General features: G+C 72.0%; 14 protein-coding genes. 8 read left to right on the top strand and 6 right to left on the bottom strand.

Going from position 1 to position 16,365, the window contains the following annotated elements:
- Positions 1–178: 178 nt before the first annotated feature.
- Positions 179–1,339, bottom strand: a complete 1,161-nt coding sequence (locus ACH4D3_RS39200; protein WP_398332553.1) for a hypothetical protein — start codon at positions 1,337–1,339, stop codon at positions 179–181.
- Positions 1,336–2,286: a 5-dehydro-4-deoxyglucarate dehydratase gene (locus ACH4D3_RS39195; RefSeq protein ID WP_398332552.1), complete on the bottom strand. Its 951-nt coding sequence runs from the start codon at positions 2,284–2,286 to the stop codon at positions 1,336–1,338. Before ACH4D3_RS39195 ends, ACH4D3_RS39200 begins: the two co-directional genes overlap by 4 nt.
- A gap of 251 nt (positions 2,287–2,537) precedes the next feature.
- Here ACH4D3_RS39195 and ACH4D3_RS39190 point away from each other — a divergent pair, with 251 nt between their 5' ends.
- The 8 genes from ACH4D3_RS39190 (at position 2,538) to ACH4D3_RS39155 (ending at position 10,337) form a co-directional block, all read left to right on the top strand.
- Positions 2,538–3,347 (top strand): NAD-dependent epimerase/dehydratase family protein, encoded by an 810-nt coding sequence (locus ACH4D3_RS39190; protein ID WP_398332551.1) that lies wholly within the window; start codon positions 2,538–2,540, stop codon positions 3,345–3,347.
- Between the two features lie 283 nt (positions 3,348–3,630).
- A complete protein-coding gene (locus tag ACH4D3_RS39185) occupies positions 3,631–4,407 on the top strand; it encodes a DeoR/GlpR family DNA-binding transcription regulator (protein WP_398332550.1) in 777 nt (258 codons plus the stop codon).
- Between the two features lie 91 nt (positions 4,408–4,498).
- On the top strand, positions 4,499–5,869 hold the full coding sequence (locus ACH4D3_RS39180) for an ABC transporter substrate-binding protein (protein ID WP_398332549.1): 1,371 nt from the start codon (positions 4,499–4,501) through the stop codon (positions 5,867–5,869).
- Complete coding sequence (locus ACH4D3_RS39175; protein ID WP_398332548.1) at positions 5,866–6,810, top strand: carbohydrate ABC transporter permease; 945 nt, start codon at positions 5,866–5,868, stop codon at positions 6,808–6,810. The genes ACH4D3_RS39180 and ACH4D3_RS39175 overlap by 4 nt, the downstream gene beginning before the upstream one ends.
- On the top strand, positions 6,807–7,682 hold the full coding sequence (locus tag ACH4D3_RS39170) for a carbohydrate ABC transporter permease (RefSeq protein ID WP_398332547.1): 876 nt from the start codon (positions 6,807–6,809) through the stop codon (positions 7,680–7,682). Before ACH4D3_RS39175 ends, ACH4D3_RS39170 begins: the two co-directional genes overlap by 4 nt.
- Positions 7,679–8,668 carry a zinc-dependent alcohol dehydrogenase family protein gene (locus tag ACH4D3_RS39165; protein ID WP_007448217.1) on the top strand — a complete coding sequence of 330 codons (990 nt, stop codon included), beginning with the start codon at positions 7,679–7,681 and terminating at the stop codon, positions 8,666–8,668. Before ACH4D3_RS39170 ends, ACH4D3_RS39165 begins: the two co-directional genes overlap by 4 nt.
- A 150-nt stretch (positions 8,669–8,818) precedes the next feature.
- Positions 8,819–9,040 (top strand): hypothetical protein, encoded by a 222-nt coding sequence (locus ACH4D3_RS39160; protein WP_087810015.1) that lies wholly within the window; start codon positions 8,819–8,821, stop codon positions 9,038–9,040.
- Positions 9,041–9,125: 85 nt separating this feature from the next.
- Positions 9,126–10,337, top strand: coding sequence for a TerD family protein (locus tag ACH4D3_RS39155; protein WP_398332554.1), 1,212 nt, complete (start codon positions 9,126–9,128; stop codon positions 10,335–10,337).
- Between the two features lie 41 nt (positions 10,338–10,378).
- Here the strand turns inward: ACH4D3_RS39155 and ACH4D3_RS39150 are convergent, their stop codons facing one another.
- From ACH4D3_RS39150 to ACH4D3_RS39135, 4 genes are all read right to left on the bottom strand, one after another.
- Positions 10,379–10,963, bottom strand: coding sequence for a TetR/AcrR family transcriptional regulator (locus ACH4D3_RS39150; RefSeq protein ID WP_398332546.1), 585 nt, complete (start codon positions 10,961–10,963; stop codon positions 10,379–10,381).
- 37 nt (positions 10,964–11,000) lie between these two features.
- A complete protein-coding gene (locus ACH4D3_RS39145) occupies positions 11,001–12,602 on the bottom strand; it encodes a TROVE domain-containing protein (protein WP_398332545.1) in 1,602 nt (533 codons plus the stop codon).
- Between the two features lie 498 nt (positions 12,603–13,100).
- Positions 13,101–14,579 carry a PhoX family protein gene (locus tag ACH4D3_RS39140; protein WP_398332544.1) on the bottom strand — a complete coding sequence of 493 codons (1,479 nt, stop codon included), beginning with the start codon at positions 14,577–14,579 and terminating at the stop codon, positions 13,101–13,103.
- A gap of 176 nt (positions 14,580–14,755) precedes the next feature.
- A complete protein-coding gene (locus ACH4D3_RS39135; RefSeq protein WP_398332543.1) occupies positions 14,756–16,183 on the bottom strand; it encodes a hypothetical protein in 1,428 nt (475 codons plus the stop codon).
- Between the last annotated feature and the right edge of the window lie 182 nt (positions 16,184–16,365).

Below are 16,365 nucleotides of genomic sequence, written 5' to 3'. Positions count from 1 at the left end.
GGGCACCCCGCTACGACGTCGGCAAAACCGTCAGGCGTCCCGAGACCCTCAAGGCCATCGGCAAACCCGGAAGATCTTGGTAGATAAAGAACAAGTTTAGGGTCTGTCTGACAATTCCCGTCTGCCGCGCGACGGTCACGGCCGACGGCGCCACTCGTGCAGGCCGGCTCCGCTGCCGTCACAGCCCCATCCGCACCCCCTCCAGATCCCCGTCCGAAGCCAGCCCCGCGTGGTAGAGCCGCAGTTCCGTAGCCCCCAGGTCGCGGGCGCGGGCGGCGTCGGCGGCAAGGGTACGGGGGCTGCCGCCCATGCCCGAGACCACCGTGAGGTTGGCGGCGAGGACGGTCCCGTCACCGGCCTGTTCGGCGAACGGCGTCAGCAGGCCCGCGCCGCCCGTGCAGGGGACGACCACGCCGTCCGCCACGGAGAGGATGTGGGCGGGGTCGACCCCGGCGTTGGCGCCGCAGTGGTAGGACACCGGGTCGGCGTGCAGCAGGACCTGGAAGCCGTCGGGCGCGGCGACGCGGACCGCCGAGACCGCCGCCTCCTGGAGCGTGCGCGCCCGGTCCTCCCGCCACGCGCGCGTGGCGTTCGCGGGCGCCGCGCCGAGGAGCTTCTCGACGCCCGCCCAGCCCCCGTCCGAGGGCGCCGCACCCCGCCACACCGGCTCCAGCGCGGTCCGCACGGCGGCGGCGAGCGCGTCGGCGTCGTGGCCCTGACCGCCGTACCCCGCCCGGCAGTCGGGGCAGAAGCACAGCGACATCAGGTACTGCCCGGCGTCCCCGAGGGCCACCCCGCCGGTCTTGTCGTGGGCGTGCAGGTGGGCGAGCCCGTACCAGCCCAGCGACTCCAGTTCGGTGCCGCGCGCCCCGGGCCGCACCGCCGCCTCGACGGCCAGGTCGATGAGGTACGCGCGCGTGCCGGGCTGCGCGATGCAGGGCGCCCAGGGGTAGCGGTCGCCGTAGGCGTTGAGGACGGAGGTGTGCGGCTGCTCGGCGCCGAGGCGGGAGTTGTGGGCGAGGACGACCCAGGTGTGCACCTCGAGGCCCGCCTCCGCGAGGGCGGCGGCGGCCTCGCCGTACGCGTCGCCGGGAGCCCAGTCACCGGCCTCGTACGGCCGCAGGTCACGGCCCTCCCAGCGGGCGGCGTCCGGCGGGTAGAGGACGGCGGCGTGCTCGGCGGTGACGACGCGGTGGCGCGGGTGGCGCGGGGTGAGGGCACGCGTGGAGTGGTAGGCGGCGGCGAGCGTCACCTGCGCCACGCCGAGGTCCGCGACGCGCGCGGGGGCCTCCGGGTCGCCGTTGACGTCCCAGGGGTAGAGGAACGCCGACGCCTTCACCGGCCGGCTCCTTCCTCGACCAGCGCCTGACCCCGCTCGATGATCTGCGCGAGCTGCTTCACATGCTCCTCGGCCGGCTCCTGCAGCGGCGTCCGCACCTCACCCACGTCCAGGCCGCGCAGCCGCACGCCCGCCTTGACCAGGGCGACGGCGTATCCGCGGCCCCGGGCGCGCAGTTCGACGAACGGCCGGTAGAAGCCGTCCAGCAGCCGGTGCGCGGTGGTGTCGTCACCCTCGCGCAGCGCCCGGTGGAAGGCGAGGGCGATCTCGGGGGCGAAGCAGAACACGGCGGACGAGTAGAGGGTGACACCGAGCGCGCGGTAGGCGAGCTGGGTCTGTTCGGCGGTCGGGAGTCCGTTGAAGTACAGGAACTCGTCGTCGGGCAGCTCGGTGCGCACCGCGCTGACGACGCGCTGCATCAGGTCGAGGTCGCCGAGCCCGTCCTTGAGACCGACGACGCCGTTCGTGCGGGCGAGTTCGACGACGCTCTCGGGGGTGAACACTGCGTTGTCGCGCTGGTAGACGATCACGGGCAGCGGGGTCGAGGCCGCCACCTCCCGGTAGTGCCGCACCAGTCCCTCCTGCCCGGCGAGCACCAGGTAGGGCGGCATGGCGAGCAGCCCGTCGGCCCCGGCCTCCTCGGCGAGGCGGGCGTAGCGCACCGCGAGGGCGGTGCCGTAGCCCGCACCCGCGAGGACGGGCACCCGGCCCGCGCTCTCCTCGACGGCCGCGCGGACGCAGGCCGCGAACTCCTCGGGCGTCAGGGCGTGGAACTCGCCGGTGCCGCAGCAGGCGAACACGGCGGCGGCACCGGCCTCGATCCCGCGGCGCACATGGGTGCGGTAGACGTCGAGGTCGAGTCCGCCGTCGGGTCCGTACGCCGTGACGGGGAAGAACAGCGGGCCGCTGGGCGCGGTGAGCCGGGCGACGAGAGGGGCTGAGGTCACGGGCGCTCCCCATTCCAGGTGCAGGGTCGATTCACGGACGTCATCGTCATCATATTCATGACCTACGTCTACATTTCTGAACGCGACCACGCTAAGCCGCCCCGCGAACACCGTCAAGCAGGCGCCCTCTTGACGCCCGACCACCTGCTCCTTAGCGTGTCCACACATCTGAACGTGAGGCACACACCGGCACGCATGCGCACGCCCGCACGCGCCTGCCGCCACCACAGACCGACCTAGGAGTCCCGAGGATGCCCGCTCCCCGCACCGTCCTGCTCACCGGCGCCGCCGGCGGCCTCGGCACCCTGATGCGGGAACTGCTCCCCGGCCACGGCTACGAGCTGCGCCTGCTCGACCTGCTCCCGGTCGAGGGCGAGCCGGACGCGATCGTCGCCGACCTCGCCGACCGGGACGCCCTGCGCGAGGCGGTCCGGGGCGTCGACGCGATCATCCACCTCGCGGGCATCTCGCTGGAAGCCTCTTTCGAGAAGATCCTCGCGGCGAACATCGAGGGCACGTACAACCTGTACGAGGCCGCCCGTGAGGAGGGCGTCGGCCGCATCGTCTTCGCCTCCTCCAACCACGCCGTCGGCTACACCCCGCGGCCGCAGGGCGACGACCCCCTCATCCCCATCGACACACCGCGCCGCCCGGACACCTTCTACGGCCTGTCCAAGTGCTTCGGCGAGGACCTCGCCCAGCTCTACTGGGACAAGCACGGCATCGAGACCGTCTCCGTCCGCATCGGCTCCTGCTTCCCCGAGCCGACCAGCGTGCGCATGCTCTCGGTGTGGATGAGCCCGGCGGACGGCGCCCGCCTCTTCCACGCGGCGCTCACCGCCGAGAACGTGGGGCACACCGTCGTCCACGGCTCCTCCGCCAACACCCGCCTGTGGTGGGACCTGACCTCCGCGCGGGCGCTCGGTTACGAGCCGCAGGACGACTCCGAGCCGTACGCCGGCAAGCTCGTCGCCGAGCAGGGCGAACTCGACCCGGCCGACCCGGCGCACGCCCGCCTGGGCGGCCACTTCGTGACCGACCCCCCGATCTGGCCGTACTGACCGGAAGACGACCACGCGAGAACCACCGAGGAAGCGGACGGGCACCGAACGGGCCCGTCCGCTTGCGCATGCGGGCATCCGCGCCGCCCGTTCCCACCCCGCCCCGCGCCGAACCCCAGGTCCGAGACGGGCACCCGGCACCGCAAACGGGCACACCCGGGCAGTATCGGGTCCGCAACAGGCCTGGTCAGTGCCGCACGACCGCTGTAGAACTTCCCCCAAGGGCCACACGGGCCCGAACGGGCAACCACACGGCGACGAGGCGGTGAGGCAGGTGTTCGGCATGGGCACGCGGGCAAGGACGACGGAAGAACGCCGGCACGAGATCGTGCGGGTCGCCCGCGCCACCGGCTCGGTCGACGTCACCGCGCTCGCCGCCGAACTGGGCGTCGCCAAGGAGACCGTACGACGGGACCTGCGCGCCCTGGAGGACCACGGCCTGGTCCGCCGCACCCACGGCGGCGCCTACCCGGTGGAGAGCGCCGGTTTCGAGACCACGCTCGCCTTCCGCGCCACCAGCCACGTGCCCGAGAAGCGCCGGATCGCGTCCGCCGCCGTCGAACTGCTCGGCGACGCGGAGACGGTCTTCGTCGACGAGGGCTTCACCCCCCAGCTCATCGCCGAGGCGCTGCCCCGGGACCGGCCGCTGACCGTGGTCACCGCGTCCCTGCCGGTCGCCGGCGCCCTCGCGGAGGCCGGTGACACCTCCGTCCTGCTGCTCGGCGGCCGGGTCCGCTCGGGCACCCTGGCCACCGTCGACCACTGGACCACGAAGATGCTGGCCGGCTTCGTCATCGACCTGGCGTACATCGGCGCCAACGGCATCTCCCGCGAGCACGGTCTCACCACCCCCGACCCCGCGGTCAGCGAGGTCAAGGCGCAGGCCGTCCGGGCCGCCCGCCGCACGGTGTTCGCCGGCGCGCACACCAAGTTCGGGGCGGTGAGCTTCTGCCGGTTCGCGGAGGTCGGCGCCCTGGAGGCCATCGTCACCAGCACGCTGCTGCCCTCGGCCGAGGCCCACCGCTACTCCCTGCTCGGCCCCCAGATCATCCGCGTCTGAGAACCACCCGCCCCCCGCCCCGCACGGGCACACCCACACCCTTCACTGCCCTGTACCTCCCCATACCTCCCCATACGTTCAGGAGCGATCCATGCGAACCCAGAGCCGACGGAGGCCGCGAGCCACACTCGCCATGGCCGCCGCAGGGACGCTGCTCGCCCCGCTGCTCACCGGCTGCTGGGTCGGGGCGGGCGGCGCCGGATCCGGCGGCAACGCCATCAACGTCCTCATGGTCAACAACCCGCAGATGGTCGAGCTGCAGAAGCTCACCGCCGACCACTTCACCGAAGAGACCGGCATCAAGGTGAACTTCACCGTCCTGCCGGAGAACGACGTCCGGGACAAGATCAGCCAGGACTTCGCCAACCAGGCCGGCCAGTACGACGCCGCCACCCTCTCCAACTACGAGATACCGATCTACGCCCGCAACGACTGGCTGCACGAGATGGACTCCTACGTCGCCAAGGACCCGGCCTACGACGAGCAGGACGTCCTCGGCCCGATGCGCGAGTCGCTCACCGCCGACGACGGCAAGCTCTACGGCCAGCCCTTCTACGGCGAGTCCTCCTTCCTGATGTACCGCAAGGACCTGTTCGCCAAGGCGGGCCTGACCATGCCCGAGCACCCCACCTGGACCCAGGTGGCCTCCTTCGCCGAGAAGCTCGACGGGTCCGAGCCCGGCATGAAGGGCATCTGCCTGCGCGGACTGCCCGGCTGGGGCGAGCTGATGGCACCCCTGACGACGGTCGTGAACACCTTCGGCGGCACCTGGTTCGACCAGGACTGGCAGGCCCGGCTCGACTCCCCCGAGTGGGAGAAGGCGACGAAGTTCTATGTCGACCTGGTCCGCGAGCACGGCGAGTCCGGCGCCGCCCAGTCCGGCTTCGCCGAGTGCCTGAACAACATGACCCAGGGCAAGGTCGCCATGTGGTACGACGCCACCTCCGCGGCCGGCTCCCTGGACGCCGCCGACTCCCCGGTCAAGGGCAAGATCGGCTACGCGCCCGCGCCGGTGGAGAAGACGGAGTCCTCCGGCTGGCTCTACACCTGGGCCTGGGGCATCCAGAAGGCCTCCCGCAACGCCGACAAGGCCTGGAAGTTCGTCTCCTGGGCGTCCAGCAAGGAGTACGAGCAGCTGGTCGGCGACGAGATCGGCTGGTCCAACGTCCCGGCCGGCAAGCGCGCCTCGACGTACGAGAACCCGGCCTACGTCAAGGAGGCCGCCGCCTTCCAGGAGATGACCAGGAAGGCCATCGAGGGCGCCAGGCCCAAGGACCCCGGCGTGCAGCCGCGGCCCGCGCCCGGCATCCAGTTCGTCGGCATCCCCGAGTTCACCGACCTCGGTACCAAGGTCTCCCAGGAGATCAGCGCGGCCATCGCCGGACGCCAGTCCGTCGAGGAGGCCCTGAAGAAGTCCCAGCAGCTCGCCGAGCAGATCTCCGAGGAGTACGAGGGACGATGACCGCCACGACCACGGCCCCCTCGGCCGCACCCGAACACACACGCCCCACCGTCCGCCCGCCGTCCAACCGGCTGCGCGCCTGGGCCACCCGCGCCCCGCTCCTCCCCGCCCTGATCTTCATGATCGCGGTCACCCAGCTGCCCTTCGTGGCGACCCTGGTGATCTCCTTCTTCGACTGGAACGCCCTCTACCCGGACGCCCGCAGCTTCACCGGCTTCGCCAACTACGGCGACGTCCTGAGCGACCCCGCCCTGCGCAAGTCGGTGTGGACAACGATCCTGCTCACCGTGGCGGTCGTGCTGGCCAGCCTGGTCCTCGGCCTGGCCCTCGCCCTGCTCCTGGACCGGAAGTTCAAGGGCCGCGGCGTGGTCCGCACCCTCCTGATCGCCCCCTTCCTGGTGGTCCCGGTGGCGGCGGCGCTGCTGTGGAAGCACGTCCTGTACAACCCCGAGTACGGCCTGCTCAACGGCCTGTTGCACTACGTCGGCGGACCCCAGCCGGACTGGATCTCCAACACCCCGCTGCTCGCGGTCGAGGCCTCACTGGTGTGGCAGTGGACGCCGTTCATGATGCTCATCCTGCTGGCCGGACTGCAGAGCCGGGACCAGCAGCAGATCGAGGCCGCCCGGGTGGACGGCGCGGGCGACTGGCAGATCTTCGTCCACCTCACCCTGCCCCACCTGCGCCGCTACCTGGAACTCGGCGCCCTCCTGGGCTCGATCTACATCGTCCAGAACTTCGACGCGGTCTTCACCATCACCTCCGGCGGCCTGGGCACGGCCAACCTGCCCTACACCGTCTACCAGAGCTTCTACCAGGCCCACGAGAACGGCCTCGCCTCGGCCGCGGGCGTCCTGGTCGTCATCGGCTCGATCATCATCGCCACCTTCGCGCTGCGCGTGGTGTCGTCCCTGTTCCGCGAGGAGGTCGGCCGCGCATGAGCGCCACCGCCGTACGCCCCGTCGTCACCGACGCCAAGCCCGCACCCACCCGCCGCAGGACCGGTGCCGGTCTCGGCCTGGTGGCCTGGCTGGTCGGCATCGTCTTCTTCCTGCCCATCGCCTGGATGGCGCTGACCTCCTTCCACTCGGAGTCGGACGCCGCCACCAACCCGCCGTCCTTCGCCGCCTCCCTCACCCTGGACGGCTACCGCGAGTTCTTCGGCGCGGGCGGCGGCGCCAGCCCCTGGCCCGCCCTGGTCAACTCGGCGGTGGCGTCGATCGCGTCGACCCTCTTCGTCCTGGTCCTGGCCCTGCCCGCCGCCTACGCCCTGTCCATCCGCCCGGTGAAGAAGTGGACGGACGTCCTGTTCTTCTTCCTGTCCACCAAGATGCTGCCGGTGGTGGCGGGCCTGCTGCCGATCTACCTGTTCGCCAAGAACACCGACATGCTGGACAACATCTGGCTGCTGGTCATCCTCTACACGTCGATGAACCTGCCGATCGCGGTCTGGATGATGCAGTCCTTCCTGGCCGAGGTCCCCGTCGCGATCATCGAGGCGGCCCGGGTGGACGGCGCGAAACTGCCCACCATCCTGGTCCGCGTGGTGGCGCCCATCGCCCTGCCGGGCATCGCGGCGACGTCCCTGATCTGCTTCATCTTCAGCTGGAACGAACTGCTCTTCGCCCGGGTCCTGACGGGCGTGGTCGCCGAGACCGCCCCCGTCTTCCTGACCGGCTTCATCACCAGCCAGGGCCTCTTCCTGGCCAAGGTGTGCGCCGCGTCGCTCGTCATCTCCCTGCCGGTGCTCGCCGCGGGGTTCGCCGCCCAGGACAAACTGGTCCAGGGCCTGTCGTTGGGAGCCGTGAAATGAAGGCCGCCGTCATCGAGTCCGTGGGCCGCGCCGTCGTCACCGAGGTCCCCGACCCGACGCCAGGGCCGCGCGAGGTCGTCGTCGAGGTCGCCGCCTGCGGCCTGTGCGGCACCGACCTGCACATCCTCCAGGGCGAGTTCGCGCCCAAGCTCCCGATCGTGCCGGGCCACGAGTTCGCGGGCGCGGTGGTCGGCGTCGGCGCCCAGGTCACGGAGGTGGCGGTCGGCGACCAGGTGGCCGTCGACCCCTCCCTCTACTGCTACGAGTGCCGCTACTGCCGCACCGGCCACAACAACCTCTGCGAGCGCTGGGCGGCCATCGGCGTGACGACGGCGGGCGGCGCGGCCCAGTACGCGGTGGCGCCGGTCGCGAACTGCGTAAAGCTCCCCGAGCACGTCCGCACCCAGGACGCGGCCCTGATCGAACCGCTCTCCTGCGCCGTCCGCGGCTACGACGTCCTCCAGTCCCGCCTCGGCGCCCACGTCCTCATCTACGGCTCCGGCACGATGGGCCTGATGATGCTGGAGCTGGCCAAGCGCACCGGCGCGGCCAGCGTCGACATGGTCGACCTCAACCCGGCCCGCCTGGAAACCGCCCGCGGCCTCGGCGTCTCGGCCTCGGCCGCCACCCCCGACGAGCTGGACCGCCCCCAGGGCTGGGACCTGGTCATCGACGCCACCGGCAACGCGGCGGCGATCCAGGACGGCCTGGACCGCGTCGCCAAGGCCGGCACCTTCCTCCAGTTCGGCGTCGCCGACTACGCGACGCGCGTGCAGATCGACCCGTACCGCATCTACAACCAGGAGATCACCATCACCGGCTCGATGGCGGTCCTGCACAGCTACGAGCGCGCCGCGGAGCTGTTCGCGAACGGCGTCCTGGACCCCGACGTCTTCATCAGCGACCGCATCGAACTGGACCGCTACCCGCAGGCCCTGGAGCAGTTCGCGGCGGGCGTGGGCCGCAAGATCGTGGTCGTGCCGTGAATTTCTAGCCCGTCCGGCGCTTGAGGACGAGGCCGTCCAGGCCGAAAAACGGGGGTCTGGGGGCGGCAGCCCCCAGGGACGGGAACGGGAAGGGGCGGCGGGGGCGAAAACCACTGGGCCGGCCCCGCCGCCGCCTCCTACCATCCCGCCATGCCCAAACCGAACGGCTTCGCCTACACGGCCACCGCATCCGGCACCGTCCACATCACCCACCACAACCACCCCGCCACCACACTCAACGGCTCCCGAGCCGCCCGCTTCCTCGAAGAGGTCACGGCGGGCGACCCCCAGCTGGTAATGGCCCGCTGGACCGGCAACTACAAGCACGGCAACGAACGCACGGCCCGCAACCACCCCCGCAACCGCCGCTGACCGGGCGGGACCCGGCCCTGACCCGATTGGCCGCCGGGTAAGGGAACGGTAAAACGCCCTCGCTCGTTCACCCGGCATGACAGCTATGACCCCCGGCTCGAACATCCCCCTCTCCGCCGCCCGCGTGACGGTGGACGTCGCCGCGCCCGTGCGGCTCGACGTATCGGGCCTGCTGCTCACCGCCGACGGCAAGGTGCGCTCCGACGACGACTTCATCTTCTACAACCAGCCCTCCGGCCCGGGCGTGACCTACCGCTCCGGCGGCGGCAGCGCCCCGGACGCGATCGTGGTGGACACCTCCGCCGTCCCGCCGGGCATCGAGAAGATCGTCGTCACCGCCAGCCCGGACGCCGCCGGCCAGACCTTCCAGGGCATCGAGCCGACCGCCACCATCCGCAACGCGGACGACAACGCGGTGCTCGCCACCTTCACACCCCCGCAGCTCGGCACCGAGACCGCCCTCGTGATCGTCGAGGTCTACCTGCGCAACGGCGCCTGGAAGGCCCGCGCGGTCGGCCAGGGCTACTCCAACGGCCTGGCCGGCATCGCCACCGACTTCGGCGTCACGGTGGAGGAGCCCGCGCCCGCCGCTCCCCCGGCGCAGCCGGCTGCCCCGCAGCGGTCCCACGCGGCCACACCCCCGCCCGCGGCCGCGCCCACGATGCCCGCCGCTCCGCCCGCGCCGCCCGCCGCTCCGCCGGCCCCCGCCCCGGGCACCGGCAAGATCAACCTCGACAAGGGCCGGGTCAGCCTCCAGAAGAACCAGACCGTGTCCCTGGTCAAGGGCGGCCGGCCGGTGCTCTCGCAGGTGAAGATGGGCCTCGGCTGGGAGCCGGCGTACCGCGGCAAGGACATCGACCTGGACGCGTCGGTCATCGCCTACGGCCCCCAGCGCAACCACATCGACAGCTGCTACTTCGGCAAGCTCTCGATCGTGAACGGCGCGATCAAGCACTCGGGCGACAACCTCACCGGCGAGGGCGGCGGAGACGACGAGGTGATCGTCGTGGACCTGGGCCGGCTCCCGCAGGAGGTCAGCGGCCTGGTCTTCACGGTGAACTCCTTCTCGGGCCAGAAGTTCACCGAGGTCGCGAAGGCGTACTGCCGCCTCATCGACGCCGCGAGCGGCGAGGAGCTGGTCCGCTTCGACCTCACCAGCGCCGAGCCGCAGACCGGCGTGATGATGGCGAAGCTGATCCGCCAGTACTCCGGCGAGTGGGAGATGACCGCCATGGGCGACTTCGTCAAGTCCCGCACGGTCCGCGGCATGGTGAAGCCGGCCGCGCAGGCACTGTAGGCGACCGGGCACACCTGGGGGCGCCCGGCCGCGGGCGCCCCCTAGACCTGTCCCGGCCCCTTCCCCAGTCCCTGCCCCAGTCCCTCCATGAGCAGCGACAGGTACCGCCGTACGGCCGTGCCGTCCACCTCGTCGGCGGCCTCGGCCGCGGTCACCACGCCGTGCAGCAGCCGCAGCACCTCGACCGGCTCCACGTCCGCCCGCAGCGCACCGGCCTCCTGCGCGGCCCGCACCAGCCGGGTCGCCGCGCCGCGCACGCAGTCGCCGCACGCGGGTCCGCCGCCGGTGACGGCCGTGCCGAGCAGCGCCTTGAGGCCGCGCACCTGGAGCATCCCGACGGCCAGCTCGTCTAGCCACGCCACGAGCGCCGCGCCCGGCGGCCGGGCGGCCGCGATCACGTCGGCGCGGGCCGCGATCGCCTCCAGGCGCTCCAGGTAGGCGGCCTCCAGCAGCGCCTGCCGGGTCGGGAAGTGCCGGTAGAGGGTGCCGACGCCGACCCCGGCCCGCCGGGCGATGTCGTCCAGGGAGGCGCCCTCACCGTGCTCGGCGAACGCTTCCGCCGCCACCGCCAGCAGCCGCTCACGATTACGCCGGGCATCCGCCCGCATGGGCCTGACCTGCGCCACAGCCCCTCCCTGCACAGCGGGCAACCTTCCGGGCACCCTACCGCGCGTGCTCGTCCCGGGCGTCCCAGGGCCAGTCGGCGTCCCGGCCCGCCTCGAGCAGCGGAACCATCCGGAACGCGGCGTCGGAGAGCCCGCCGAAGGTGTGCCGGTTCGCCCGGCCCGACGGACCGTGGCCCGCCCGGTACCCGGCGAGGTTCCAGGTGTAGACGGGCACGTGCGCCGGGACCTGCTCGGTCGGGTCGCCGTGCCGGCTGTACGCGTACTGCTCGTCGGTGACGATCAGCACCCGGTCGTGCTTCTCGTAGTGGCGCCGCACCGCCTCGGTGGTGTCGGTGCCGCCGAGGTCGCCGAAGCGCTCCAGGACCTTCAGCACCGACTCGCCCTCGCGGTACGTCACGCGGTTGCTCGACGAACCGAACTCGACCAGGTCCGCGTCGGCCGCCCGCATCGCCAGCGCCGTGCCGAAGACCGCCGCCGCGTCGGCCCGGGTCAGCTCGGAGCGGTCCGACATCCGCGAGTAGAACATCGAGCCCGACCGGTCGACAAGGACCAGCGTCCGGCCGCCCAGCGCGGGCACGTTGGCCAGCGAGTGGCCGAGCGCCCGCTCCAGCGGGTACGACCAGCGCAGCGACGGCGCGTGCCGGTACGCGGCGAGGTAGCGGAAGGGGAACTGCCGCGAGCGCGCCACCTCGGCCGGGTCGCTGATCCGCGCCGCGACCCGGGCCGCGACCTGGTCCGAGACACCGGCCTCGTCGAAGTTCCGCAGGTTGCGGACGAGCGCCATCGCTCCCATGGACGGGATCACCGCTTCCCAGGCGGCCTTGTCCATTGGCCCCTGGAGCCAGCCGGCCAGCATCTCCCACGTGATGCCCGCCGCCGCGAGCCGCTCGGCACCGTCGGGCGCCGTGACCACCACTCGCCGCTCGGCGACGGGCAGCGCCATCAGCTCACGGTGCGCGGTCAGGACGCGGTTCGAGGCAGGCGGCACCGCGGTGTCCGGGTTGTGCCGGCGGTCGAGGGCGTACTGGAACAGCTCGCCCTGCCAGGGCTTGTCCGGGTCGGGCGCCGCGTGCACCAGGTTGAGGATGTCGCCGAAGCGGTAGCCCTTGGACGCGGTGTCGTACTTCAGCAGCGACTTGCCGTGGTAGAGCCGCCGTACGGCGTCGGCGATCCCCCGCTTGACCGGCTTGGGCACGGCACGGCCGTACGTCGCGGTCCAGTACGCGAGCAGTTCACCGGGCTCGTCGGGCCGCCGCAGGACGGAGGCGATCACCTGCCGGTTGGACGGTCCGTCGGTGACGCCGGAGTCGAGGCGGGCCTTGACGTACTCGGCGGCGCCGACGATCGAGGCGGTGCGCAGGTTGCCCTCGCCGCGCAGCCAGCCGAGCAGGCCGGCCGTCCAGGACGGGTCGGCGACCGCGAGTTCGCGCACCAGCGTGGCGAAGCGGTCGTCGCGGGCGGCGCCGGACTCGTAGAAGGTCCGCTGGGACACGAAGTTGGCCACTGCCAGCAGGAACAGCTCGGAGCGCGGGTCGCGCTCGGTGCCCCGGCCGCCCTCGCAGGTGCGCAGCACGCGGCCCGTCGAGGTCACGCGCGAGGTGGGCTGCGCCTTCGCGGTCTTGGTGTTGAAACGCGCCATGGTGAATTCCCCCGAATTCTCGAAAGCTCGAAATCTCGAACTTTTCCGGAGGGAGACACGGCAGCAGAAGGGTGCCCGAGGTCGGAATCGGCGACGGAACTGTGCGGATGCTCTGCCGAATTGAGCTACACCGACCCGAAGTCGATGACGGGATTCGAACCCGCAACCGTCCGATCAAAGGAAGTAGCCGCTGCCTGCGCACCGGGCACCCTTCGACTGCTGGGCCTCCCGAGATCAAGTGGGCAGCGGCATGGGATTCTTTTGAGAGAAGAAGTAGCCGCGGCCCGCGCACCGGGAGGTGCGTGAAGTTGTAGGTGTCCAGAGTTCAGGTCGGCGGAACCGACAAGGTGCTCTAACCCCTGAGCTACACCGGCGCGTTGTGCCGGTGACGGGACTCGAACCCGTGGCCGCCCCATTATGAGTGGAAGTAGGTCCTGCCTTCGCACCTGGACGTTCATCACTCTAAAAGGGCGGCCGTCGTTCGGGCGACCGAATTAATTACCGGCGCTTCTGGCGCTTCCAGGGCCCGGTGATGGCGAGCATGATGCCCGGCGTCTGGATGTTGGCGTAGAGGGTCCGGCCGTCGGGCGAGAAGGTGACGCCGGTGAACTCGCTGTATTCGGGGTCGTCCTCGGTGCCCACGTTCAGTTCGTTGCGGGCGATGGGGTAGGTGCGGCCGCTGTCGGTGGCGCCGAAGAGGTGCTGGACGCCGTCGCCGTCCTCGGCGATGACCAGGCCGCCGTACGGGGAGACGGTGATGTTGTCGGGGCCGTCGAAGGCGCCGTCGGCGGACGGGTCGGCGTTGACGCCGAGCAGGACCTTCAGGGTGAGGGTGCGGCGCTTGGGGTCGTAGAACCAGACCTGGCCGTCGTGCGGGCGGCCGGGGCTCTCGTCACGGGCGAAGGAGGAGACGATGTAGGTGCCGCCGTCGGCCCACCACATGCCCTCCAGCTTGCGCGCCCGGGTGACCTCTCCGGCGGCGAACTGCTTGCGCACGGAGGTGGTCTTCGCGTCGCGGTCGGGGACGTCGACCCAGTCGACGCCGTAGACGGTGCCGGTCTTCGTGGCGCGGGAGAGGTCGTCGACGAACTTGCCGCCGGAGTCGAAGCACTTGAAGGCCTGGAGGACCCCGGCGTCGTCGGCGAGGGTGCGCAGCCGGCCGCGGCCGTGCCGGAAGTGCTCCGGCGGGGTCCAGCGGTAGAACAGGCCGTTGGGGCCGGAGGCGTCCTCGGTTAGGTAGGCGTGGCCGCGCTTGGGGTCGATGACGACGGCCTCGTGGGCGTAGCGGCCGAGCGCCTTGACCGGCTTGGGGTCGCGGTTGGCGCGGTGGTCCTCGGGGTCGACCTCGAAGACGTAGCCGTGGTCCTTGGTCATCCCCTCCTCGCCGGCCTTGTCCTCGGTCTCCTCGCAGGTCAGCCAGGTGCCCCACGGGGTGCTGCCGCCCGCGCAGTTGGTGGCGGTGCCGGCGATGCCGACCCACTCGGCGACGTGGCCGCCGCGGCGGACCTCGACGACGGTGCAGCCGCCGGCGGCGGCCGGGTCGTAGACGAGGCCCTCGGTGAGCGGGACGGGGTGCGGCCAGTCGTCGCGGTGGCCGCCGAGTTCGTGGTTGTTGACGAGGAGGGTGGTGCCGCGCGGGCCGTCGAAGGCGGCGGTGCCGTCGTGGTTGGACGGGGTGTACTCGCCGGACTCCAGCTTGGTCCGGCCCGAGTAGGTGATGATCTCGTACCGGAAACCGGCGGGCAGGGCGAGGATGCCGTCCGGGTCGGGGAGCAGCGGCCCGTAGCCGACCCCGCCGTGGCCGTGGTGGTCGTGGTGACCGTCGTGGCCGTGGCCGTGCTCCTCCCCCACGCTGTCGGTGTCCGTGGACGCGAGGGCGTTCGGAGCGGTGGCGAGGGCGCCGACGCTGCCCGCCAGTACGACCCCGGCGCCAGTGAGCGCCGATCGACTGGCGAAGTCCCTGCGGGTGAGCGACATGGTGTCTCCTGTGACGGTGGGCGAGCCGTGGAGGGTGGCGGACCTCGATCCGGCGTCACGGTTCCGCCCGCGCCTGAACGGGGGTCCCGCCGGTGCCTGAACGGAAGTTGAACTGGCGGAGACCTCTCCTCCGTCCTCGGGTCGCCGCCCCGCCCCCGTACGTCGCCGTGCGGCGCTCAGCCGCCCTGCTGGGAGCGTGCCTTGAACGCCGCCTTGCGGGCCTCCTTGGCGATCTTCTTGTCGGGGTGCAGCCGCCCCATCGCCTCCAGGACCTCCGGCGTGGCCGGGTGCTCGACCCGCCAGACCGTGTCGAAGAACCCGCTGTGTTGCCGGGCGAGGCCCTCCACCAGGGCGCGCAGCTCCTCGGAGTTGCCCTCGGCGGCGAGCTGGGCGGCGACGGTGTCGATGGTCAGCCAGAAGACCATCTCCTGGGGCGGTGCGGGGACGTCCCGGGCCCCGTGCTCGGTGAGCCAGACCCGGGCGAGGCCGCCCAGTTCGGCGTCGTCGAGGACCTCCCGCAGCGCGGGCTCGGCCTCCGCGCCGACCAGGGAGAGCGCCTGCTGGCAGCGCAGCCGGCGCAGCGGAGCGCCGGGGTCGGAGCCACGGGCCGCCGCGAGCAGTTCGCGGGCGGCGTCGAGTGGGCTCCGCCCTGCCAGCCACAGCTCGGTCTCGGCGTGGGCGGCGGCCGGGGGGAAGGGCGCGGTGCCGTCGAGGAGCGCGTCGGCGCCCTTGTCGGAGAGGTCACCGACGGCGGGCGCCTCGAAGCCGGCGTCCAGCAGCCGGGCGCGCAGTCCGTACAGTCCGAGCGCGGTGAGCCGCACCATGCCGTAACGGGTGACGTCGGCCTCGTCGACGGGGGCGGCGGGCTCCTCGTCGGCGTCGGCCATGAGCGCCTCGTCGACCGGCTGGTACTCGACGAGGCCGATCGGTTCGAGCAGCCGGAACTGGTCGTCCAGGCGCATCATCGCGTCCGACACCTGCTCCAGGACCTCGTTGCTGGGCTCGCCCATGTCGCTGGGCACGATCATCGAGGCGGCCAGCGCCGGCAGCGGCACCGGGGCCTCGTCGGGACCCTCCTCGCCGACGGTGAGCAGGTAGAGGTTGCCGAGCACGCCGTCGAGGAAGTCGGACTCGGCCTCGGGGTCCCAGTCGAGGGAGGAGAGGTCCACCTCGCCGCCCTCGGCCATCGCGTCGACCAGGTCGTCGAGGTCGGGCACGCTCGCGTCGGCGAGTACCGCTTCCAGGGCGGTGAGCCAGACCCCGAGCACGTCCTGGGGGGAGCCGCCGGTGAGCAGGGCGAGGTCCTCGCCCGCGGCCACGGCGCCCGTCTCCTCGTCGGTGATCTCCACGAGCCCGGTGTCGACGGCGATCCGCCAGGCCTCGCTCGCGTGGGCGGCGGCGTCGTCCCCGCTCAGCCCGAGCTGCTCGGCCGCCGCGGGCAGCTGCTCCTCGACGAGTCCGCCCCCGGCGTCGACGCGGGTGCCGGCATCGGCCCAGCGAGCCAGCCGCGCGGCCCGGGCGAGCACCGGCGCGGACAGCGCGTCGCGGGCCAGCTCCGCTTCGGGGCGCAGCCGTGCGGGCGGCAGGGTGGAGCTGTCTGACATCGGAAGTTTCTCCTCGCGCGCCTCTTGACCGCCGTACGACCGCGTTCGGACCGCGTACGGCTCAACGGCTCAGCCTAGACGGGTTTCACCCCATGCCGCCCGGTTCATCTCCCCGTCGGGTGGTGTACATGGCCGAAACCTTGACAACTGGCGTGACCAAGCAGGAGATTGACGCGCGTAGA

Origin of the sequence: Streptomyces sp. NPDC018026 (assembly GCF_044327745.1) — a bacterium.
GTDB classification, from domain to species: Bacteria; Actinomycetota; Actinomycetes; order Streptomycetales; family Streptomycetaceae; genus Streptomyces; species Streptomyces rubrogriseus.
Note: the sequence above shows the minus strand (reverse complement) of the source record. Positions and strands in the feature narration are given on the sequence as shown.